Annotated in this window: 23 protein-coding genes; 10 read left to right on the top strand and 13 right to left on the bottom strand. The window is 70.9% G+C overall.

Annotation, left to right across the window (positions count from 1 at the left end; genetic code table 11):
- Positions 1–132 precede the first annotated feature (132 nt).
- From MKK58_RS15080 to MKK58_RS15040, 9 genes are all read right to left on the bottom strand, one after another.
- On the bottom strand, positions 133–579 hold the full coding sequence (locus MKK58_RS15080; protein WP_238281308.1) for a hypothetical protein: 447 nt from the start codon (positions 577–579) through the stop codon (positions 133–135).
- 125 nt (positions 580–704) lie between these two features.
- Positions 705–1,490 carry a lysophospholipid acyltransferase family protein gene (locus MKK58_RS15075; RefSeq protein WP_243912819.1) on the bottom strand — a complete coding sequence of 262 codons (786 nt, stop codon included), beginning with the start codon at positions 1,488–1,490 and terminating at the stop codon, positions 705–707.
- A 99-nt stretch (positions 1,491–1,589) separates the two neighbouring features.
- Positions 1,590–3,326 (bottom strand): gamma-glutamyltransferase, encoded by a 1,737-nt coding sequence (gene ggt / locus MKK58_RS15070; protein WP_243912818.1) that lies wholly within the window; start codon positions 3,324–3,326, stop codon positions 1,590–1,592.
- 1 nt (position 3,327) lies between these two features.
- A complete protein-coding gene (locus MKK58_RS15065) occupies positions 3,328–3,828 on the bottom strand; it encodes a hypothetical protein (protein WP_243912817.1) in 501 nt (166 codons plus the stop codon).
- Between the two features lie 7 nt (positions 3,829–3,835).
- Positions 3,836–5,137, bottom strand: coding sequence for a 23S rRNA (adenine(2503)-C(2))-methyltransferase RlmN (gene rlmN / locus MKK58_RS15060; protein ID WP_243912816.1), 1,302 nt, complete (start codon positions 5,135–5,137; stop codon positions 3,836–3,838).
- Positions 5,138–5,317: 180 nt separating this feature from the next.
- Positions 5,318–5,737, bottom strand: a complete 420-nt coding sequence (locus MKK58_RS15055) for a hypothetical protein (RefSeq protein ID WP_243912815.1) — start codon at positions 5,735–5,737, stop codon at positions 5,318–5,320.
- A gap of 91 nt (positions 5,738–5,828) precedes the next feature.
- On the bottom strand, positions 5,829–6,533 hold the full coding sequence (locus MKK58_RS15050; protein WP_243912814.1) for a uracil-DNA glycosylase: 705 nt from the start codon (positions 6,531–6,533) through the stop codon (positions 5,829–5,831).
- Positions 6,533–8,062, bottom strand: a complete 1,530-nt coding sequence (locus tag MKK58_RS15045; protein WP_243912813.1) for a bifunctional metallophosphatase/5'-nucleotidase — start codon at positions 8,060–8,062, stop codon at positions 6,533–6,535. The genes MKK58_RS15050 and MKK58_RS15045 overlap by 1 nt, the downstream gene beginning before the upstream one ends.
- A gap of 126 nt (positions 8,063–8,188) precedes the next feature.
- Entirely contained in the window at positions 8,189–9,142 is a 954-nt protein-coding gene (locus MKK58_RS15040) for a class I SAM-dependent methyltransferase (RefSeq protein ID WP_243912812.1), read from the bottom strand.
- Between the two features lie 125 nt (positions 9,143–9,267).
- On the opposite strand from MKK58_RS15040, the gene hemH reads away from it, so the two are divergent.
- The 3 genes from hemH (at position 9,268) to hisG (ending at position 12,605) form a co-directional block, all read left to right on the top strand.
- A complete protein-coding gene (gene hemH, locus MKK58_RS15035) occupies positions 9,268–10,356 on the top strand; it encodes a ferrochelatase (protein WP_243912811.1) in 1,089 nt (362 codons plus the stop codon).
- Between the two features lie 97 nt (positions 10,357–10,453).
- The gene (locus MKK58_RS15030) at positions 10,454–11,629 is read left to right on the top strand and encodes an ATP phosphoribosyltransferase regulatory subunit (RefSeq protein WP_243912810.1); all 1,176 of its coding nucleotides are present in this window, start codon (positions 10,454–10,456) and stop codon (positions 11,627–11,629) included.
- Entirely contained in the window at positions 11,622–12,605 is a 984-nt protein-coding gene (gene hisG / locus MKK58_RS15025) for an ATP phosphoribosyltransferase (RefSeq protein ID WP_238281330.1), read from the top strand. Before MKK58_RS15030 ends, hisG begins: the two co-directional genes overlap by 8 nt.
- Positions 12,606–12,628: 23 nt before the next feature.
- Here the strand turns inward: hisG and MKK58_RS15020 are convergent, their stop codons facing one another.
- The 4 genes from MKK58_RS15020 to MKK58_RS15005 all read right to left on the bottom strand — a co-directional run bounded on the left by MKK58_RS15020 (position 12,629) and on the right by MKK58_RS15005 (position 15,143).
- On the bottom strand, positions 12,629–13,117 hold the full coding sequence (locus tag MKK58_RS15020; protein WP_243912809.1) for a hypothetical protein: 489 nt from the start codon (positions 13,115–13,117) through the stop codon (positions 12,629–12,631).
- Positions 13,118–13,187: 70 nt separating this feature from the next.
- Complete coding sequence (locus MKK58_RS15015) at positions 13,188–13,538, bottom strand: lysozyme inhibitor LprI family protein (protein ID WP_243912808.1); 351 nt, start codon at positions 13,536–13,538, stop codon at positions 13,188–13,190.
- A gap of 128 nt (positions 13,539–13,666) precedes the next feature.
- Positions 13,667–14,284 (bottom strand): Maf family protein, encoded by a 618-nt coding sequence (locus MKK58_RS15010; RefSeq protein ID WP_243912807.1) that lies wholly within the window; start codon positions 14,282–14,284, stop codon positions 13,667–13,669.
- Between the two features lie 28 nt (positions 14,285–14,312).
- The gene (locus MKK58_RS15005; RefSeq protein WP_238281337.1) at positions 14,313–15,143 is read right to left on the bottom strand and encodes a pyruvate, water dikinase regulatory protein; all 831 of its coding nucleotides are present in this window, start codon (positions 15,141–15,143) and stop codon (positions 14,313–14,315) included.
- A 520-nt stretch (positions 15,144–15,663) separates the two neighbouring features.
- Between MKK58_RS15005 and MKK58_RS15000 the strand changes: the two genes are divergently transcribed.
- From MKK58_RS15000 to MKK58_RS14970, 7 genes are all read left to right on the top strand, one after another.
- On the top strand, positions 15,664–16,809 hold the full coding sequence (locus MKK58_RS15000; RefSeq protein WP_243912806.1) for a uroporphyrinogen decarboxylase: 1,146 nt from the start codon (positions 15,664–15,666) through the stop codon (positions 16,807–16,809).
- A gap of 3 nt (positions 16,810–16,812) precedes the next feature.
- Positions 16,813–17,259, top strand: coding sequence for a protoporphyrinogen oxidase HemJ (gene hemJ / locus MKK58_RS14995; protein WP_409565252.1), 447 nt, complete (start codon positions 16,813–16,815; stop codon positions 17,257–17,259).
- 179 nt (positions 17,260–17,438) lie between these two features.
- Complete coding sequence (locus tag MKK58_RS14990) at positions 17,439–18,401, top strand: cation diffusion facilitator family transporter (RefSeq protein WP_243912805.1); 963 nt, start codon at positions 17,439–17,441, stop codon at positions 18,399–18,401.
- Positions 18,398–19,231 (top strand): shikimate dehydrogenase, encoded by an 834-nt coding sequence (locus tag MKK58_RS14985; protein WP_243912804.1) that lies wholly within the window; start codon positions 18,398–18,400, stop codon positions 19,229–19,231. The genes MKK58_RS14990 and MKK58_RS14985 overlap by 4 nt, the downstream gene beginning before the upstream one ends.
- A complete protein-coding gene (gene coaE, locus MKK58_RS14980) occupies positions 19,228–19,836 on the top strand; it encodes a dephospho-CoA kinase (protein WP_243912803.1) in 609 nt (202 codons plus the stop codon). The genes MKK58_RS14985 and coaE overlap by 4 nt, the downstream gene beginning before the upstream one ends.
- Positions 19,837–19,894: 58 nt before the next feature.
- On the top strand, positions 19,895–20,620 hold the full coding sequence (gene dnaQ, locus MKK58_RS14975) for a DNA polymerase III subunit epsilon (protein WP_243912802.1): 726 nt from the start codon (positions 19,895–19,897) through the stop codon (positions 20,618–20,620).
- 165 nt (positions 20,621–20,785) lie between these two features.
- A complete protein-coding gene (locus tag MKK58_RS14970; RefSeq protein ID WP_243912801.1) occupies positions 20,786–21,211 on the top strand; it encodes a CopG family transcriptional regulator in 426 nt (141 codons plus the stop codon).
- The last annotated feature ends 29 nt before the right edge of the window (positions 21,212–21,240 follow it).

The raw sequence follows: 21,240 nt of genomic DNA, 5'->3' as shown, positions 1-21,240 counted from the left end.
ACCGCGACCGGATCGGGGCGTCCCGCTTTACGCTTGGCAGGGTCTCGGCGGCGAAAGCATGGCGGAGGTCGAAGTCCTGGCTATTGAAGTCCTCGTCCCGCGCGCGGGACGCGACGCGCGTCGACGCCGCGCTCAGTGCGCGGCGTCGGCCTTCTGCTCGGCGCCGAGATCGGCGACGATCGCCTCGCGCTCGGCCTCGCCCTCGGCGAGACGGTGCACGTGCATCTCGGTGGCGCCCTTGTGGCGCGCCCGGGCGACCCAGTTGCGGTGCAGGCGCTCGCGCGGGCTCTGCCCGGCGGAGGCCACCGAGACCAGTTCGCCGGTGCCGGAGGCGTCGCGGCGCACCGCCAGCACCACGGCCTCGCCCATGTCGTCGAGTTCCGGCTCGGCGAGCTCGTGGATGCCGACCACGTAGCGCCGGCCGGAGCGTCCGCGCCAGGCGCTCAGCACCAGGGCGGGCGTGCCGCGAAGGCCGGCCGTCGTCCTCAGGCGTTCTTCCCGCACTTCCTGTCTCCGTGCTCGATCGTCCTTCAGGTCGCGGAGTGCGGCCGACCAGGACAGGGCTCTCTTGTTCGCCATTTGTTCCACATTAATCTTAACGTTTCGTTGGCGTCAAGGACGACGCCCCGCGTCCTTTCAGATGGGGTTCGGGCGAGTTATCCACAAGCGCCGGAGCGTCCGGGCGGACCGTCCGCGGGGCGCGGTCAGGCGACGCGGGAGTCGGTCTCGCGCGCTTCCCTCGGGGTCTCCGGGAGCGCGTGGCCGCGCGCGGCGAGCGCGGCCCGGCTGGCGGCCAGGAGCCTGTCCGAGGCGGTCTCGATGCGCGCCTGCACGACCTCGAGGAAGCGGGCCCGGTCGAGTCCGGGCGGGATCGGGGGCAGGAACTCGATCACGGTGGTGCCCGGCCGCCGCACGAGGCTGCGGCGCGGCCAGTACAGGCCGGTATCGAGGGCGACCGGCAGGCAGGGCACGCCGAGGGCGGCGTAGAGGTGGGTGAGGCCGAGCTTGTAGGCGGGGGCAGCGCCGGGGGGACGGCGCGTGCCCTCGGGGAAGATGATGAGCTGGCGCCGGTCACGGATGGCGTCGGCGGCCGCCTCGTTCATGGCGCTCATGGCCCGCGCGCCCTTGCTCCGGTCGATGGCGACCATGCCGGAGCGGGAGAGATACCAGCCGATCAGCGGGATCCAGAGCAGTTCGCGCTTCAGGATGTAGGCGAAATCCGGAAAGCAGGTGACGAGGGCCAGGGTCTCCAGGGCCGACTGGTGCTTGGCCGCCACCAGCAGGGGGCCCGGCGGAATGTTCTCGACGCCCCGGAACTCCACCGTGATGCCCCCCACGATCCGCAGCAGCCGGAGGGTCACGCGCGCCCAGAACTGCGCCAGCCGGATCACCGCGCGGCGGGAGACGAGAGTCGGCAGGCCGCCGATCGCGATGAGCGTGGTGGCGACGTAGAAGGCGAGGTTGAACGCGAGTGAACGAACGAGAAGCATCGGTAACCCGGATGAGACAGCCCGGAACGGGGCGCGGCCCAAATCTCCTGTAGCGTGCGCCGCCGCCGCAGGCCATCCGGACGCGGGAATGCCTGAGCCTCAGTAGCCGTCGGCGAGGGTTCCGCGCTGGCGCGGGTCGGCAGCGCCGGCCAGCAGGCCGTCGGCGGCCTGGATCGAGTTGGCCGAGCCGGAGGTCGCCCCGACCTTGATGCGGTGGCCGCGCGCCCGCAGCAGCGCCAGGGTGTCGGGGGACAGGCCCTCCTCGGCCATCAGCACATCGGGCTGCCACTGGTGGTGGATGCGCGGCGCGGCGACCGCCTCGGCGAGGTTCATGCGGAAGTCGAGCACGTTGACGATGACCTGCAGCACCGTCGAGATGATGCGGCTGCCCCCCGGGCTCCCCGTCACCAGGACGAGCCGGCCGTCCCGGAACACGAAGGCGGGGGTCATCGAGGAGAGTGGCCGGGCGCCGGGCGAGACCGCGTTGGCGACGCTGCCGACGAGGCCGTAGGCGTTGAGGGCGCCGGGCTTCGCCGAGAAATCGTCCATCTCGTTGTTCAGGAGCACGCCCGTGCCTTCGGCCACGAGGCCGAGCCCGTAGGAGAAGTTCAGGGTCGTGGTGTTCGAGACCGCGTTGCCGGCGCCGTCGACCACCGAAAAATGCGTGGTCTGGTCGGATTCGAAGGGGAGGGGATCACCGGCCTTCACCTCGGCGGCGGGCCGGGCGCGGGCGGGATCGATGCCGGCCCGCAGGCGCGCCGCGTAGGGCTTGGCGATCAGGCCCTCCACCGGCACCTGCGTGCGGGCGGGGTCGCCGAGCCAGGTCGCCCGGTCGGCATAGGCCGGCTTCATCGCCTCGGTTAAGGTGTGGAGCGCGTCCGCGCTGCCTGCGCCCATGCGGGCGAGGTCGAAGCCCTCCAGCACGTTCAGGATCTCGACGAGGTGGATGCCGCCCGAACTCGGCGGCGGCATCGAGGCGATGGCATAGCCCCGGTAGGTGCCCCGCACGGGCTCGCGGACCACCGGACGATAGGCGGCCAGATCAGCCGCCGTCATCACGCCGCCCGCCTCGCGGACGGCGGCGGCGATGCGCTCGGCGATGGCGCCGGTGTGGAACGCGTCCGGCCCGTCCCTGGCGATGCGGGCCAGGGTGTCGGCGAGGTCCGCCTGGACCAAGCGGTCGCCGCGCTGGAGGGGTTTGTCGCCCGAGAAGAAGATTTTTCGCGATGAGGGCCAGCGGCCTAGCAGGCCGGCGGCGCGGGGCAGGGAATCGGCCAGCCCCGATTCCACCGGGATGCCCGCGCGGGCGAGCTTTTCCGCCGGGGCGATGAGGTCGGCCAGGGTGAACCGGCCCGAGCCGTAGAGGCGGTGCGCCTCGGCGAGACCTCGCACGGTGCCGGGGACGCCCACGGCCTTGCCGGTGCGGGTGGAGGCGGCGCGATCCGGCTCGCCCTTCGCATCGAGGAACATGTCGGAGCGGGCGGCGGCCGGGGCGGTCTCGCGGTAATCGAGGGCGACCGTCTCGTCGCCCTCGGCGCGGTGGATCATCATGAAGCCGCCGCCGCCGAGGTTGCCGGCCCGCGGCAGGGTCACCGCGAGGGCAAAGCCCACCGCCACGGCGGCGTCGACGGCGTTGCCGCCGGCCTTGAGGATCTCGACGCCGACGCGGGTGGCCTGCGCCTCCTGCGACGAGACCATGCCGTGGGCGCCCAGCACGGGCAGCAGGCGTGCGTCGTCGGACTGGATCGGCGGCGGCTCGGGCACCTCTTGCGCGAGACCCGGCCCTGTGGCGGCGAGAACCAACGCGAGGGCGATGCGCGAGGGGGTGAGCCGCATGTCAGGCGCGTCCGTTCTCGGATGGGGCGCCGGCGTGCCGGCCGGCGATCAGCCAGTAGACGAGGCCCGAGGCCGCGCCGGTGAGAAACAGCACCGCCGTGATGCGCCCCTCCAGGACCAAGGCGTCCGCGCTCGGCCCGGTCCGGGTGAGGCCGCGCGCGAGCCAGGGCACCAGGGCGGTGAGGAGGCCGGCGCCGGCGCCGTACCAGGTCGCGGCGCGCCAGCCGAGGACCGCGCCGAGCACCGCCACCAGGACGGGCGGCACGACGAGGAGCACGAACAGGGCGCGGGCGATGGCGGCGAGGGCGAACAGCAGCGTCTCGGGGCCGATCCCGGAGGCGAGGTCCTCGAGGCCCGTGAACAGGCCGACGAGGCCGAGGCGCGAGAGCGTCTCGCTGGTGGCCGGGTCCAGCATCGCCCCGAGGGCGAGCACGGCGGCTCCGCACGGGATCGCCAGGATCAGCGCCAGGCCCGCGACGAACAGAAACCCGAGAGCACGCACGCGCCCCTCAATCCTCGTCGCCGTCGTCGGCACCCGCGTAGACGCCCTCAGGTCCGATGCCGTCCTCCAGCATCATCCGGGCGCGGGCGCGCAGCTTCTCGGTCTCGCTCTTGAGCTGGCCGCAGGCAGCCAGGATGTCGCGCCCGCGCGGGGTGCGGACGGGCGACGCATAGCCGGCTTCATAGATGATTTCCGAGAAGCGCTCGATGCGCTCCCAGTCGGAGCATTCGTAGGCGCTGCCCGGCCAGGGGTTGAACGGGATCAGGTTGATCTTGGCCGGGATCCCCTTGAGCAGGCGCACGAGTTCGCGGGCATCCGCGTCGCTGTCGTTGACGCCCTTCAGCATCACGTACTCGAAGGTGATGCGGCGGGCGTTGTTGAGGCCCGGATAGGACCGGCAGGCGGCCAGCAGCTCGGCCAGCGGATACTTGCGGTTCAGGGGCACGAGAGTGTCGCGGATGTCGTCGCGCACCGCGTGCAGCGAGATCGCCAGCATGGCGTGGGCCTCGTCGCCGAGGCGCTGCATCTGCGGGACCACGCCGGAGGTCGAGACGGTGATGCGCCGGCGCGAGAGCCCGAGACCCTCCTGGTCGGCCATGACGCCGACCGCGTCGACGACGTTGTCGAGATTGTAGAGGGGCTCGCCCATGCCCATGAAGACGATGTTGGTGACCTTGCGCCGGGTCTCGTCTTCGCCCGGTGCCGTCGGGTTCTGGCCGGCCCAGTCGTTGAGCTGGTCGCGGGCCACCACGACCTGGGCCGTGATCTCGGCCGCCGTCAGGTTGCGCACGAGGCGCTGCGTGCCGGTGTGGCAGAACGAGCAGGTGAGGGTGCAGCCGACCTGGCTCGAAACGCAGAGCGTGCCGCGCCCGCGCCCCGGAATGTAGACGCACTCGATCTCGGCGCCCCGGTTGTGGTCGTGCTTGCCGGTGGGCGCCATCCGCATCAGCCACTTGCGGGTACCGTCCCGCGAGACCTGCTCGGTGATCACCTCGGGCCGGTCGAGGGTGTAGGCCTGCGCCAGCTGGGCCTTCAGGCCCTTGCCGACATTGGTCATGTCGTCGAAGGCCTTGGCGCCGCGCACGTTGAGCCAGTGCCAGATCTGACCCGAGCGCATGCGCTGCTCGCGCTCGGAGACGCCGATGGCGCCGAGCCGACCCTTCAGCTGCTCGCGGGTCAGCCCCACCAGGGACGAGCGCCCGAGGGATGTGGCCGCGTTGTCGATCTGAGGCTCGAACTCGGGCCGCTTCTCGATTGCGGGAACGGCGCTCGCGTTGCGCCGGGCGGTGTCGAACGACGCCGTCGCCATGATGTTGAATAACCTTCGGACTTGGAATGGGTCCGATATAGGCGATTCAGGGCCGAAACGCGAATGCGGGACCGAACAGTCCCTGGATCATGGGACGCGTCCGAGGGCGACCGATCCCCCACGCCGCCGGCCATCGCCCAATGATCCGCGGGCGATGGCTACTTTCCATTAGAAATTTATTTACTGCGCCGGCTTCCCACCGGCTGGCGCTGCGGGTGCGTCGGCGGCGGGTGCCGGCAGCAGGACGTTCTTGCTCACGTTGCCCTCGGGGCCGTACTCGCCGGCGACCGCCAAGCAGGCCTTCTCCCGGTTGAGCTGCATCTGGTTCGACATCAGGGCAAACATGGTCTGAACCTTCGCGCCGAAGGGACCGCGCGGGTTGACATCGGCGGCGCGGACGTTCTGCTTCTCCAGCAGCGCGTCGAACTCCTCGGTGCCGATGCGGTAGCCGCAGACATTGGCGGCGGCGAAGATGTAGGCCGCGAATTCGAGCGCGCGGGGAGAGGGCGCGTTGCGGATCTGGCCTTGCGCGGGAAGCATCTGGGCCGGGAGCGCGAGGCACGCGGCGAGGCCGGCGGCCAGCAGGGGACGGGTGATCATGAAAGGGCGTTCCTCGATCGCGGATTCTTAGGCTCCGCTTAGAGGCCTGACATAGATCGAACCGGCGCCTCGTCAAATCGCACCGTTCGTCTCAGTCGAGGCGCCAGTCGATGGGTGGCAGCCCGCGCGCCGCGCGCCAGGCGTTGGCCGCCGCGAAGGGGCGCGTGCCGGGAAAGTCCCGCGCGCGATTGAGTGGCGACGGATGCCCCGATTCGATGAGCCCGTGGCGCTCGACGTCGATTAGGGCGGCGCGGGCCTTCGCCTGGGCGCCCCAGAGCAGGAAGACCGCCGGCTCGGGCCGGGCGGAAACGGCCGCGACGGCCTGGTCGGTCAGGTCCGACCAGCCGAAGCGCAGGTGCGCCCCCGCCTTGCCGGCCTCCACCGTCAGCGCCGCGTTGATGAGGAGCACACCCTGGCGCGCCCAGGGCGTCAGGTCGCCCCGCGTCGGCTTGGCCGGCGGGGCTCCCGGCTCGGCGAGTTCGGCCAGGATCACCTTGAGGGAGGCGGGCAGGCGCCGCGGACCTACATACGAGAAGGCGAGGCCGTTGGCGTCGCCCGGGGTCGGGTAGGGGTCCTGGCCGAGGATGACGACCGTCACGCGTTCCAGGGGCGTGAGGGTCAGCGCGTTGAAGATGGCCTCCGGCGCCGGCAGCACCTGCGCGCCGGCCGCGATGCGGGCGTCGACCCGGGCGGCCACCGCGTCGGCGGAGCCGTCCGCGAAGAACGGCAGGGCGAGCCAGGACGAGCCGGAGGCACGGAAGCGCGCGAGGGCATCGGCGACGGGGGTGTCGGACATCAACGGACCAGGATGCGCCCTTCGGCGGGGGCGGGAAGCGGCGCGTTGGCACGGATATAGGCGATGACCTCGTTGGCCACGAGCTTCCCGTCGCTCCGGCCCACCAGGGTGCGGCCGCGGGCGAGTTCGCCGTAGCCGTTGCCGCCCTCGTAGAGGAAGTCGTTCGCCGCGACCGTGTAGGCGCGCTCCGGCTCGATCGGTGCGCCATCCACGGTCAGAGCGACGATCCGCCGGCCCACCGGCGCGGCGGGATCGACGGTCACGACGAGACCGGAGACGTGCGGGAAGCGCCCGGCCGGGCGGCCCCAGTCGGCGAGCGCCCCCTCCAGCAGCGTGCGCACCTGCGCGCCGGTCAGCGAGACCATCACGATGGTGTTGCCGAAGGGCAGTTCGCTGAGGATGTCACGCCGGGTCAGCGTCGTCTGCGCGGGGTAGAGCTGGTTGCCCCGGATGCCGCCGCCGTTGATGACCGCGATCTCGGCGCCGGTCGAGGCCCGCATCGCATCCGCCACGAGGTTGCCGAAGCTCGCCTCCCGGACGCGGACCGACGCCGTCCGGCTGTCGAGGGGATCGCGGATCTGCCCCACCGGCAGGGCGAGCTCGCGGGAGAGCTTGGCCTCCAGGCGCCGCACCAGCGCCAGGGTCTCGGGATCGGGGGTGACCTGGGCGGAATCGTGGATGCGGAAGCTCGGACGCCACGCGACGCTGCGCGTCCGGCCGGTGCCGCTCACCGTGGCGGTGACGTCGAAGGCGGTGACGTACTGGGCATCGTAGCCGGATTCGGCCATGGCCGTCTGGCCGTCGTAGCGCAGCACGAGGTCGTGGTCGTGCCCCGAGAGCAGGATGTCCACGAGGCGCGCAGCCACGATGGCGTCGTCCGTGGCCCGGTCGGTGTGGCAGATGCCGACGACGAGGTCGACGCCCTCCATCCGCAGGGCCTGGACCTGGCGGGACAGCGTCTCGATCTCGGGCTCGAAGCGTAAGCTGCCGGCCTGCGACTTCTCGGGCGTGCTCGCCAACGCGATCCCGATCACGCCGACCCGGAGGCCCCCGAGGGGCACCACCATGCGGTCGCGCAGGCCCGGGAGCGGACGGCCGCCCTCGTCACGCAGGTTGGCGGCCAGCACCGGGAAGGTCGCCTCGCCCATGCGCTGGGTGAAGATGGCCGGGCCGAAATCGAACTCGTGATTGCCCGGCACGAAGACGTCCGGAGGAGCGATGTTGAGGAGTTCGATGATGTGCGCCCCGCGGTCGATCCCCGACATCAGCGAGGGCGAGAGCGTGTCGCCCGCGTGCACGTAGAGCAGCGGCACGCCGCGGGCCCGCTCGGCCTTCACGATGGCGGCGAGGCGCGCGAAGCCGCCCCGGCCGTCGGATTCGGCCATCTGGTAGAGGTCGTTGACGAGGAGCAGGGTGAAGGTCGGATCGGATGCCGGAGCCGGTGCGGCCGCGGCCGTGCCGCCGAGGCCGGCGGTGAGGCCTGCCCCGAGGCCGAGGCCGAGCGTCTGGCGGCGGTTGGGGCTCGTCATGGCAGGCGTCTCGCGGGGCGGGCGGCGCGATGCCGCCACGGGGCGCCCCGTATTTAGGATACCGTTGACGAAGGTGCTACGACGACGGACCCGGCGCGTGTGAGGGCCCGGCCCGCTTGTCAGCCGTCAGCGCGACACGAAGGTGTCGCGCACGGCCTTGGCGTTGCGGCGGAGCATCGGCCAGAGCCAGGCGCCGGAGACGAGGAAGACCACGGGCGGCGTCGGCTTCAGCTCGACGGCGAGGCGCTGGGCGAGGCCGGGGCAGGCCAGGGCGACCGGCGGCGCGTCGGTCTTGGCGTAGACCACGGTGGTGTCCTCGCGCGGATAGTCCGGGTGCGGCACGAGGCCGGCCCGGCGCGCCATGAGGTCGAAGGTCTCGCGCACGAAGCCGTGGACATGGGCGAAGTGGAAGCGCTCGTGCGGCGGCTTGCCGGTGGTGGCCATGTCGGGCACGGCCGCGAAGAGCACGCCGTCGGGTTTGAGCCAGCGGGAGAGGCGCTCCATCACGTCGGCGGGGTCGCGCAGGTGTTCCAGCACGTGCCGGGTGGTGACGACGTCGAAATGTCCTTCCGGAAAGCGCTCGTCGCCGGCATCGTCCAGCACCTCGACCCCGTGATGGGTGCGGGCGTAGTTGGCGTAGTCCCGGCCCGGCTCGATGCCGATGGCCTCGCAGCCCCGCGCGCGGGCCTCGGCCAGGAACTCGCCCGAGCCCGAGCCGAAATCGAGCACGCGGGCGCCCGGCTTCAGCTTGGGCGCCAGGAGTTCGGCGCGGCCGGCGGCCTCGCGGGCCGAGCGCTTGAGGTGGACGCGGGGCGGGCCGCCCGCGAAGGCGAGCTGGTAATCGGCCCGGTAGGCGTCGGCGTAGTAGGCGGACAGCTCGGCCGGGGTCGGCATCGGATCGGTTCGGATCAGGGCGCACTGGGTGCAGGCGACGGAGGTCAGGCGCTTGAGCCGGCGGTCGCTCTCGGCGATCGTCACGGAATCCGCCGAGCCGCAGAGATTGCAGGCGGTCGGCCCCCCCGTATAGGGATAGCCCGTGAAGGGCATGAAGTGGTTGAGGAAGTACCGGGGAGACGGCATGTCGCGCCTTCATCCATCGCGTGATCGCTGGAAGGCTCCGTGCTCTAGATAGATATCCCCAACGACACAACCTTTGTGAACCCGCCGCTCTCAAGCGCTCATCTCCAGAGCGATACGGAAATCCGATGAACGAACGCGTCGCACCGCCGCTCCCGCAGGACGGCCTGTCGCTCCAGACCGAAGCGGGCCTGCCGCAGGGCGCGCCCCTGCCGGCCGAGCATCCGCCCGTGCGCTGGGGCCGCGTCGGCGTGCTCCTGATGAATCTCGGCACGCCGGAGGGCACGAGCTACTGGCCGATGCGCCGCTACCTCAAGGAGTTCCTTTCCGACCGCCGGGTGATCGAGGTCCCGCGCCTGATCTGGTGGCCGCTCCTCAACCTCGTCATCCTGACCAAGCGCCCGGGGCCGAAGGGCCGCGACTACGCGTCCGTCTGGAACAACGAGCGCGACGAGGGCCCCCTGAAGACCATCACCCGCGGCCAGGCCGAGCGCCTGCAGGCGGCGATGGGTGATTCGGTCGTGGTGGACTGGGCCATGCGCTACGGCAAGCCGGAGGTCTCGGTGCGCATCCAGGCGCTCCTCGACCAGGGCTGCGACCGCATCCTCCTGGTGCCGCTCTATCCCCAATACGCCGCCGCGACCTCGGCCACCGCCTGCGACCAGGCCTTCAAGGCCCTGATGCAGATGCGCTGGCAGCCGACGGTCCGCGTCTCGCCGCCCTATCACGACGACCCCGTCTACATCGACGCGATGGCGACCTCGATCCGCGAGGGCCTGGCCAAGCTCGACTTCGAGCCGGAGGTGATCCTGACCTCGTTCCACGGGGTGCCGAAGAGCTACCTCCTCAAGGGCGACCCCTACCATTGCCAGTGCGTGAAGACGGGCCGCCTGATCCGCGAGGCGCTCGGCTTCTCGACCGAGAAGATGCGCACCACCTTCCAGTCGCGCTTCGGCAACGAGGAATGGCTGCGGCCCTACACCGACGAGACGGTGCAGAATCTGGCCAAGAGCGGGGTCAAGCGCATGGCGATCGTGGCGCCCGGCTTCACTGCCGACTGCCTCGAGACCCTGGAGGAACTCGACGGCGAGAACCGCCACTATTTCGAGGACAATGGCGGCGAGCGCTTCGCCTACATCCCCTGCCTCAACGACAGCGACCTCGGCATGCGGGTGATCGAGACCGTGGTCCGGCGCGAGTTGCAGGGCTGGGTCTAGGCATCCGTGAGCGGGGGCAGTCGCCAAGTGAATCGGGCAGTCGCCAAGCGCGAGGGCGGTTGCTACTAGGGCCGGCGACGAAGCGGCAGGCGACACGATGACGAGACCGGAGGCAGGCGGGGGAACCGCCGGCGAACAATCGCAGGACCACCTGCGCCTGCTCGCCCATTTCCACGGCGCCGGCTACGGCCCCGTGACGCCGCCGGTGCTGCAGCCGGTGGAGCCCTTCCTCGAATTGTCGGGCGAGGACATCCGCCGGCGCATCTTCGTGACGCAGGACGCCTCGGGCAGCGAACTCTGCCTCAGGCCGGAATTCACGATCCCGGTCTGCCGCCACCACCTCGCGCGCACGCCGAAAGGTTCGCCGCAGGGCGCCGACTACAGCTATCTCGGACCCGTCTTCCGGCTGGCCGGCGACGAGCCGGACGAGTTCCTGCAAGCCGGCATCGAGTCGGTCGGGCGCACCGACACGCCGGCCGCCGACGCGGAGGTGATCGGCCTCGCCCTGGAAGGCCTCGCCCTGATGGGCCGCAGCGACATCGCGATCCGCCTCGGCGACATGGGCCTCGTCGACGCCCTGCTCGACGCCCTCGGCGTGCCCCCCACCGCCAAGCGCCGGACGCTGCGCGCCCTGGCGGCGGGCCGCTCCCTCGACGCGATCACCAACGGCCTGCGCGCGGAGGACCCGCATGCGGGTCTGCTGGCCGCGATCCAGGGCCAGGACCCCAAGGGCGTGCGCGCCTTCGTGGAGGACGTGCTGTCGATCGCCGGCATCTCGCGGGTCGGTGGCCGCAGCGCCGGCGAGATCGCCGAGCGCTTCCTCGCCAAGGCCGCCGCGCAGGCGAGCGGCGGCTCCGGCCTGAATTCCGAGAACCGCACCGTCATCGAGCGCTACCGCGCCATCGCGGGCGACCCCGACAGCGCGGCGGCGGCGGTGCGCGCCCTAGTGAAGGAGGCCGGCCTCGACCATCCGCCCCTCGATGCGGCCCTCGACCTGTTCGAGGAGCGCACCGGCTTCATGGCCGCCCGGGGCCTCGCCGTGGACCGCTTCCGCTTCTCCGGCGGCTTCGCGCGCAACCTCGACTACTACACCGGCTTCATCTTCGAGGGCACGGCGCCGGGCACGACGGCGCCCCTGGTGGGGGGCGGCCGCTACGACGGCCTGCTCCAGCACCTCGGCAGCCCCGTGCCGGTGCCCGCCGTCGGCTGCGCCGTCTGGCTCTCGCGGGTGGCCGCCGATGCCTCGAACCCGAAGGACGCGACCGTTGGCTGAACCGGATTCCCTCGTCCTGGCGGTTCCCTCTAAGGGCCGGCTGCAAGAGAATGCCGCCGCCTTCTTCGCCCGCGCCGGCCTCAAGCTCGCCCAGAACACCGGCGCCCGCGACTATCGCGGAAAACTCGTCGGCGTGCCCGGCGTCGAGGTGCGCTACCTCTCGGCCTCCGAGATCGCCGCGCAGCTCGCCAGCGGCGCGGCCCATCTCGGCATCACCGGCGAGGACCTGATCCGCGAGTCGCTGCCCGACGCGCGCGGCCAGGTCGAACTCCTGACGCCGCTCGGCTTCGGCCAGGCCACGGTCGTCGTCGCCGTGCCCCAGGCCTGGATCGACGTGCGCGCCATGAGCGACCTCGACGAGGTCGCGGCCGAGATGCGGGTGCGCCACGGCCAGCGCCTGCGCATCGCCACGAAGTACATCAACCTCACCCGCCGGTTCTTCGCCGAGCACGGGGTCGCGGATTACCGCATCGTCGAGAGCCTGGGCGCCACCGAGGGCGCGCCGGCGGCGGGCTCGGCCGAGATCATCGTCGACATCACCACCACGGGGGCGACGCTGGCCGCCAACGCCCTGAAGATCCTGGAGGACGGGATCATCCTGCGCTCGGAGGCGAACCTCGTCGCCTCCCTGAACGCGCCCTGGGGCGAGCCCCAGCGCCGGGCCCTGCGCGCCGTCCTCGGCCGTATCCAGGCCGAGGAGCGGGCGCGGACCACCCGCGAGGTCCGCGCGGCCATGCCGGACGACGGCGACATCGATCTAGCCGGCATCGCCGCCCTGCACGATGCCGCTTTGCCCTACGGCGCCCCCGAGGGCCGGGGCGGCGAGATGGTGCTGCACTGCCCCGTCGACGCGGTGTTCGATCTCGCCGACGCCCTGGTCAAGGCCGGCGCGGGGGCCGTGAACGTGCGCAAGATCGACTACGCCTTCACGCCGGACAACCCGCTGATGGACCGGTTGCTGAGCCGGCTAGGATGAGGCGACGAGGTCGATACGTGAACTCAGCGCGCACCGTCACGAGACAAAGCGGCCCCCCGCAGGACGAGTAACCAAACGATCAACACCGCCATGTGCGGAAACCAGACATAATCGTACCAAGACTTCGGATCGACGACGTCACGCACGATCAGAGACGCCAGATAGATCGCGGGGCCTCCGAGACCGATGGACCAGAGGGTCGATAGGATCGGCCGGCACCCGCTCCAGCTCCAGAGGCGAAACGGGCCGGTCTTGAAGACCAGGGCGAGCTTCGTCAGGCCGAGCATCGGGACGGCCGTGATCAGGGCGCCGATCAGGTCGGCGAAGATCGGAATGCCGATGCTGTCCGCATCGTGCGGCAAGACGCCCGTATCCAGCATGAAGCCCCAATAGAAAGAGCTCGTGAGGGGGTGTCCGATAATCACCAACCACGTGAGGAACCAGATCAGCGCGCGCGCCGAGGGCCGGAGGCGATCGCTGATTCGGATGGTTGCGCCGACGGAGACACCCACGATACGAGACTCGGCGTCCAGAGAAGATCGGATAGGGCGCAGCCTTGCCGAGAATCCGTCAACCTTGCAACTACAGCGGGCCCTGCTTGGCGAACTCCGAGAACACCGCCCGCAGGGTCTTCAGCCGGCCCTCGTAGGATTGCTTGAGGCAGGCGGTGTCGGCGCCGCAGGTGCGGCGCTCCGTGAGCCAGGTCTCCTGGTCCTCGCGCAGCTTGGCGTTGCCGCCCATGGGCAGCATGGCCCGCAGGATCTCGAAGCGCGTCGCCATCTCGACGTCGAGGTCGTTGAGGGGGAGGTGCGCGCAGATCGCCTTCTCGTCGGGCGTCTCCGCCTTGTCGCAGGGGAAGCTCGCGGCCGAGGCCGGGGCTGAGGCCAGCGTCAGCAGAAGGGAGCCGAGGAGGAAGCGGGGGAATCGGGTCATGCCGGGCCTCGTGAGGTGAAGTCGATCCTAAGCAGGTTTCGCAAAAGTGGTCGCCGGTTTTGCGGCTAAAACCTGCGACATATCAAAGAGCTAAGCAGGTTCGCGTTGGCTTGCCAACGCGAACCTGCTTAGAAAGCGAGCAACCCCCGGTCCCGCAGCCGCGCCAGGAGCGGCAGCAGCGGAAGGCCGAGGATCGTGGAATGGTCGCCCGCGATCTCCGAGAACAGGTGGATGCCGAGGCCTTCGAGCTGATAGCCGCCGACGCTGGCCTGAACCGTGTCCGCGCCCGCCAGATCCACGTAGGCCGCGATCTGTCCCGGATCGAGGGGCCGCATCGTGAGGCGGGCCGTCGCCACGAAGCGCTCGGCGACGGCGCCGTCCACCGCCAGGGCCACGGCGGAATGCAGGGCGTGGCTTCGCCCGGCGAGGCGCCCGATCTGGTCGCGGGCCGAAGCGAGGTCCGCCGGCTTGTGGAACAGGGTCCCGTCGCAATCGAGCACCTGATCGGCGCCGATCACCACGCGGCCGGGCCGGCGCGCCGCCACGGCGCCCGCCTTCGCCTCCGCCAGCCGCAGCGCAAGAGCGTCGGGCGCCAGGCCGCCGCAGGCCGCCTCCACGGCGCGCTCGTCCACCCCCGGCGCCTCGGTCTCCACGGTGAGGCTCGCCCCTTCGAGGAGGCCGCGCCGGGTCGGGCTGGTGGAGGCGAGCAGCAGGGGCTGCGCCCCGCGCCAGAGGGTCGCGCTCATGGGAGCCGTGGTCATGGGAGCCCCGGTTTCAGGATGCGATGAACTTGAGGCGGTGCTCGCGGTGCAGGTCGACGATGGCGGCGGCCGTCTCCTCGATGGAGCGCCGCGTCACGTCGATGGTCGGCCAGCGGTGCTTGGCGCAGAGCCGGCGGCAGGCCGCGATCTCGTCGGCCACGGCGCTGCGGTCGACATAGAGCGAGGAATCGTCGGCCTTGAGGCTGAGGAGCCGGTTCTGGCGGATCTGCACGATGCGCTCGGGGCTGGCCAGCAGCCCGACGAGGAGGGGTTTTCGCGCGTTCTCGAGGCTCTCGGGCAGGGGCATGCCCGGCACCAGGGGGAAATTCGCAGTCTTCAGGCCGCGATTGGCGAGGTAGATCGCGGTCGGGGTCTTCGAGGTGCGGCTGACGCCGATGAGGATCACGTCCGCCTCGTCCACGTTGGGCGGCAGGTTGCCGTCGTCGTGCAGGAGCGTGAAGTTCATCGCGTCGATGCGCTTGAAGTACTCCGCGTTGAGCATGTGCTGGGCGCCGGGCCGGGCCGTCGAATCCGCCCCGAGATAGGATTGCAGCAGGGCGTGGACCGGTTGCAGCACCGAGAGGCAGGGCGAGCCGGTCTCGCGGCAGGCCGCCTCCAGGCGCTCGGTGAGGTCGTGCCCCACCAGGGTGTAGAGCACGAGGCCGGGCGCGGCCTCGATCTCGGAGATCACCCGCTCCAGTTGGGGCCCCGAGCGCACCAGGGGATAGACGTGCTCGATCGCCGAGATGCCCTCGTACTGGGCGGCGGCCGCGCGACCCACGTTGATGAGGGTCTCGCCGGTCGAATCCGACACGAGGTGCAGGTGAAAATAACTACGGCTCATCGAGGGGCAGTCTCCTCCGGCCTCGCGGCCAGGACCGCGTGCGGTCTTGTCCACCGGGCACGGTCAGGGGAGTCGATAAGGGTGGATAAGCCGGCTTCGTCGAGGGGTCCAGCCGGTCCCTGCCCCGGCTTGTCGACTCCGGCGTCAACAACCGATCGAACCGGCGCCGTTCCGGCGCGGGTTTGGGAGAATCCGGGAGCGCGGGGCGCACCTCGTCCGTTGAGCGCACGCAAGGCACTGTTGCACATCGCCTATCCGGGACATTGGACCCAATCCGTTAAAGCCTGCTTAACGCCGTGGCGGCGGGGACGCCCTGTGGACGGTTTTCCGCTCCCGCGTTGAGCCCATCCAGAAGAAAAAACAGAGTCCTAGAATCTCTCTTTCCTTTTAGAAGGCCGGTGTGGGGACGACGTCCGGAGCGCCTCTGCGACGAACCGAAGGGAAGGGGTTTTCGAGGGGAGGACATCCGACGCTTCGGTGCTACAACCCGCTCCCAAGGGATCGGGACGTCGGAGATCGGATGAGCCAGGCTGTTGCAGAGGACCGCGGTGAAACCGACCGCGTGGTCCTGCGGGTTCTCGCGGGCGAGGCGCAGAGCCGCCCCCCCGCCTGGATGATGCGCCAGGCCGGGCGCTACCTGCCGGAATACCGCGAGGTTCGGGCCCGGGCCGGCTCCTTCCTCGACCTCTGCTACAATCCGGACTTCGCCACCGAGGTGACGCTCCAGCCGATCCGGCGCTTCGGCTTCGAGGCCTCGATCCTGTTCTCCGACATCCTCGTGATCCCGGACGCCCTCGGCCAGAACGTGCGCTTCGTGGAAGGGGAGGGGCCGCGCCTCGACGCCATGGCGGGCCGGGCCGAGTTCGAGCGCCTGCGCGAGGCCGGCGATCCCGCGATTTTCGCGCACCTGGCCCCGGTCTTCGAGACCGTTCGGCGCCTGCGGGCGCAACTGCCGAACGAGACCACGCTGCTCGGCTTCTGCGGCGCGCCCTGGACGGTCGCGAGCTACATGATCGGCGGGCGCGGCACGCCGGACCTCGCTCCCGCCCGGGCGCTCGCTCAGGCCGACACCGCCCTGGTGGAGGCGCTGATCGACCGCCTCGTCGCGGTGCAGACCGAGTATCTCGTGCGCCAGCTCGAGGCCGGGGCCGACGCGGTGCAGATCTTCGAATCCCATGCCGGTGCCCTGCCCGACGCGCGCGGCGCGGGCGAGCCCGCCGAGGAGGCGGTCAACGACGTCTCCGAGAGCGCTCTGCCCGAGGCCGGCGAACGCGATGCCCTGACGCGCTGGTCGCTCCAGCCCATCGCCCGGATGATCGCCGGGGTCCGGGCCCGCGTGCCGGGCGCGAAGATCATCGTGTTCGCGCGCGGCTCCGGCCTCGACGGCCATGCCCGCGTGGTGCCCGAGACCGCCGCCGACGCGGTCGGCGTCGACTGGTCGGTGGACCTCAAGGCCCTGCGCGACCGGGTGCCCGCCACCACGGTGACCCAGGGCAACGTCCATCCCGAGACCCTGATCGAGGGGGGCGCTGCCCTCGACGCGGCGGTGGACGGGGTGCTGGCCGCCACGGACGGCCTGCCGCACATCTTCAACCTCGGCCACGGCATCACGCCGCAGACGCCGATCGCGCATGTCGAGCGCATGCTGGCCCGGCTCCGGGGCTGAGGGGTGGACAGCCTCTACCCCTGGCTCAAGGCCGGGCACCTCGTCTCGCTCATCTCCTGGATGGCGGCGATGCTCTACCTGCCGCGCCTGTTCGTCTATCACGCCGCCCTGGTGCCGGGGCCGCACGCGGCGGCCCAGTCCGAGACATTCAAGGTCATGGAGCGGCGCCTTTTGAAGGCGATCATGACGCCCGCCATGATCGCGACCTGGATCTTCGGGCTGATCCTGGCCTGGATGAGCGGCTACTACGCCGCAGGCTGGCTCCAGGCGAAGTTCGTCCTGGTGCTGGCGATGAGCGGCGTCCACGGCTGGCTCGCCCGGATGGTCAAGGACTTCGCGGCCGACCGGAACACGCGGGGCCACAGGTTCTACCGGGTGCTCAACGAGGTGCCGACGCTCCTCATGATCCTGATCGTGATCCTGGCCGCCGTGAAGCCGAGTTTCGGGTGAGCGGTCCCAATCAGCGCGTTTCCTTCGGGGAAGGACGCGTTCCCCTCCTCCTTGCGGGGAGGGGTTAGGGGTGGGGGTGGTTGGGTGACCCTCAGCCGGCCGAGGCCGGCGGAACCACCCCCCACCCGCGATCCCTCCGCGCAAGGCGGGAGGGAAGGCGCTGAACCGAGGCGGATCTGATGGCCGAGCACGCGCACGATCACCACGACCATAGCCACGCGCACGGGGGTGGCGGGCATTCCCATGGGGGCCATTCCCACGCGCCGGCCACCTTCGGGCGGGCCTTCGCCATCGGCATCTCCCTCAACATCGCCTTCGTGATCATCGAGGCGATTTACGGTTTCGCCAGCGAATCCATGGCCCTGGTGGCGGATGCCGGCCACAACCTCTCGGACGTGCTCGGGCTCATCGTCGCCTGGATCGCCTCGGTGCTGGTCAAGCGCGCGCCCACCGCCCGCTTCACCTACGGCCTGCGCGGTTCCTCGATCCTCGCCGCCCTGTTCAACGCAGTCTTCCTGCTGGTGGCCACCGGCGCCATCGCCTGGGAGGCGGTTGCCCGCCTGATCGCCCCCGAGCCGCAGCCGGTGGCGGGCCTGACCGTGATGGTGGTGGCCGGCATCGGCATCCTCATCAACGGGGCCACCGCCTGGCTCTTCGCCTCGGGCAGCAGCGACATCAACATCCGCGGCGCCTACCTGCACATGGTGGCGGATGCCGCCGTCTCGGCCGGGGTGGTCGTCACTGGCCTCATCATCGTGCTCACCGGTGCGGCCTGGATCGACCCCGTGGTCAGCCTCGTCATCGCCGGCCTGATCGTCTGGGCGACCTGGGGCCTCCTGCGCGACAGCGTCGTGATGTCCCTCTCGGCGGTGCCCCCCGGCATCGACCCGGCGGCGGTGGGCGCCTACCTGCGGGCGCGTCCCGGCGTCACAGACCTGCACGACCTACACATCTGGCCGATGAGCACCACCGACATCGCCCTGACGGCCCATCTGGTGATGGCGGAAGGCCACCCGGGCAACGCCTTCCTCAACACCGCCGCCGCCGAACTGAAGGCCCGCTTCGGCATCGGGCACGCCACGCTTCAGATCGAGGAGGCGGGGGGACCCGCCTGTGCGCTCGCCGGAGACTGCACCCCATGACCCGCGCCTTCGTCGTCGGCCATCCGATCGGGCATTCCCGCTCGCCCCTGATCCACGGTCACTGGCTGGCCGAGCATGGCATCGCGGGCACCTACGAGCGGATCGACGTGACGCCCGAGGCCTTTCCGGCCTTCCTGGCCTCCTTGCGCGAGAACGGGTTCGCCGGCGGCAACGTCACCATCCCGCACAAGGAGGCAGCCTTCCGGCTGGTGGAGTCGCTCACCCCGCGCGCGGAGAAAATCGGGGCGGTCAACACCCTGTTCTTCGACGGGTCCGAGCGCCTCTGCGGCGACAACACCGACGCGCCGGGCTTCATCGCCCATCTCGACCAGACCCTCGGGTTGGACTGGACCGAACGGGGCGCCGGCACCGCCCTGGTGCTCGGCGCCGGAGGAGCCGCCCGCGCCATCGTGGTCGGCCTGCTGGAGCGCGGCCTGTCCCGCATCTGGGTCGCCAACCGCACGCTGGAGCGCGCCGAGGCCCTGGTGACCCTCGACCCCGCCCGGGTCGAGGCGGTGAGCTGGCTGGACCTGCCCGCCGCCCTGGCGCGCACGGGGCTCCTCGTGAACACCACCTCGCTGGGCATGGTCGGCCATCCGCCCCTCGTCCTCGACCTCATCGACTTGGCCCCGGACGCCGCCGTCGCCGACATCGTCTACGCCCCCCTGGAGACGCCGCTGCTGGCCGCCGCGCGGGCCCGAGGCCTTCCGGCGGTGGACGGCCTCGGCATGCTGCTGCACCAGGCGGTGCCGGGCTTCGCCCGCTGGTTCCGGGTCACCCCGAGCGTGACGCCGGACCTGCGCGCCCGCATCGTCGCGGATCTCGCATGACCCGCCCCCGCATCCTCGGCCTCACCGGGTCGATCGGCATGGGCAAGTCCGCCACCGCCGCGATGTTCGCCCGCCACGGCGTGCCGGTGCACGATGCGGATGCCGCCGTGCACGCCCTCTACGCGGCCGGCGGCGCGGCGGCGCCCGCCATCGGCGCGGCCTTTCCCGGCACCTTGGCGCCGGACGGCGCGGTGGACCGGACGCGCCTGCGCGAGGCCGTCCTCGGATCGCCTGAGCGCCTGGCCGCTCTGGAGGCCCTGGTCCACCCCCTGGCCCAGGCGGCGGCGAGCGACTTCCTCGCCCGCCACGCCGACGCGCCCCTGGTGCTCCTCGACATCCCGCTCCTGTTCGAGACCGGCGCCGAGGCGCGCTGCGACGCGGTGCTGGTCGTCACGGCGCCCGAGGACGTGCAGCGCGCCCGGGTGCTCGCCCGCCCCGGCCTGGATGCCGCGACCTTCGAGGCGATCCGCGCCAAGCAGCTGCCCGATGCCGAGAAGCGCGCGCGGGCCGACTTCGTCCTCGACACCAGCCTCGGTTTCGACCACGCCGAGGCGGAGGTCGCAGCGATCATCCGGCGCCTGGGCGGGAACACGACCGCGCCTTGACGCCGTCTTAGGAGGGCGCATGGTCCGGTGGCGGAACGCCACCTTTCAGGACCCTTCGATGCTGCGCGAGATCGTTCTCGACACCGAGACCACCGGCACGGACGCCAAGAACGGCGACCGCCTGATCGAGATCGGCTGCGTCGAGCTGATCAACCACGTCCAGACCGGCAAGTCCTTCCATAAGTTCGTCAACCCGACCCGGCCGGTCTCGCAGGGCGCCTTCGCGGTGCACGGGATCTCCGACGCCTTCCTGGCCGACAAGCCGCTCTTCGCCGACATCGTCGACGAATTCCGCGCCTTCTGCGGCGACGCGCCTCTGGTGATCCACAACGCGCCCTTCGACGTCGGCTTCCTCAACATGGAGTATGCCCGCCTGGGAGCGGCCGCGCCCCCGCCCATCGATCCGGCCGACGTCGTCGACACCCTGCAACTCGCCCGCCGCAAGCATACGGGGGCGGCCAACAACCTCGACGCCCTGTGCTCGCGCTACGGCATCGACACCACGCGGCGGACCAAGCACGGCGCTCTCCTCGACGCGCAGATCCTGGCGGAGGTCTATGTCGAGCTTCTCGGCGGCAAGCAGACCAGCCTCGGTCTCGCCATGGTCGAGACCCACGATCCGGTGACTCTTCTGGACGGCGCCGGAGAGAGCCACCCGACGGGGCCGCGCCGCCTGCGCCACCGCCTGACGGAGGCCGAGCGCGCGGCCCACGAGGCGTTCATCGCCACCCTCGGCGGCAACGCGGTCTGGCGCACCTATCTCGGCGAGGACGGGTCGGCGTGATGCCGAGCGAACATTCGTCGCGGCCCGGGGTTAACGAGTTCGAGGGAACCAAGCCCCATCCCGCCATCGCCCCTCCCGGCTATTGTGCGATGCAAAACAATTCATATTGCAACGCAGAATGAGCCTCCCATATACCATCCAGGTGGATGGTAGCGGGAAGGTGTGATGTTGGATCTCGTCGACAAGCCGAAGGCCCCGATCCGGGTCGGCGATACCGAGAAGATCACGATCAATCTCGGCTTCGTGGACCTCGGTCACATCGACCTGCTCGTCTCGGAAAGCGTCTACGCCAACCGGAGCGACTTCATCCGCACCGCCGTGCGCAACCAGATCGCGCGCCACGGCGAGGTCACGCGCCAATCCGTGGCCCGCAAGGGCGTCGAACTCGGGTTGCGCCGCTACGACAGGGCCGAACTCGAGGCGGCGCGCGCGAGCGGGATCCGCCTCGACATCCGGGTGCTGGGCCTGGCCAGCATCGCCCCCGACGTCACTCCCGAACTCGCCCGCGATGCCATCGCGTCGATCGAGGTGATGGGCAGCCTGCAGGCGACGCCGGACGTGAAGGCCGCCCTGGCCGATCGGCTCCTCTGAAGACGAGCCCGATGCGGCCGCTCGATCCA

Source organism: Methylobacterium sp. J-078 (assembly GCF_022829285.1).
Taxonomy (GTDB): domain Bacteria; phylum Pseudomonadota; class Alphaproteobacteria; order Rhizobiales; family Beijerinckiaceae; genus Methylobacterium.
Note: the sequence above shows the minus strand (reverse complement) of the source record. Positions and strands in the feature narration are given on the sequence as shown.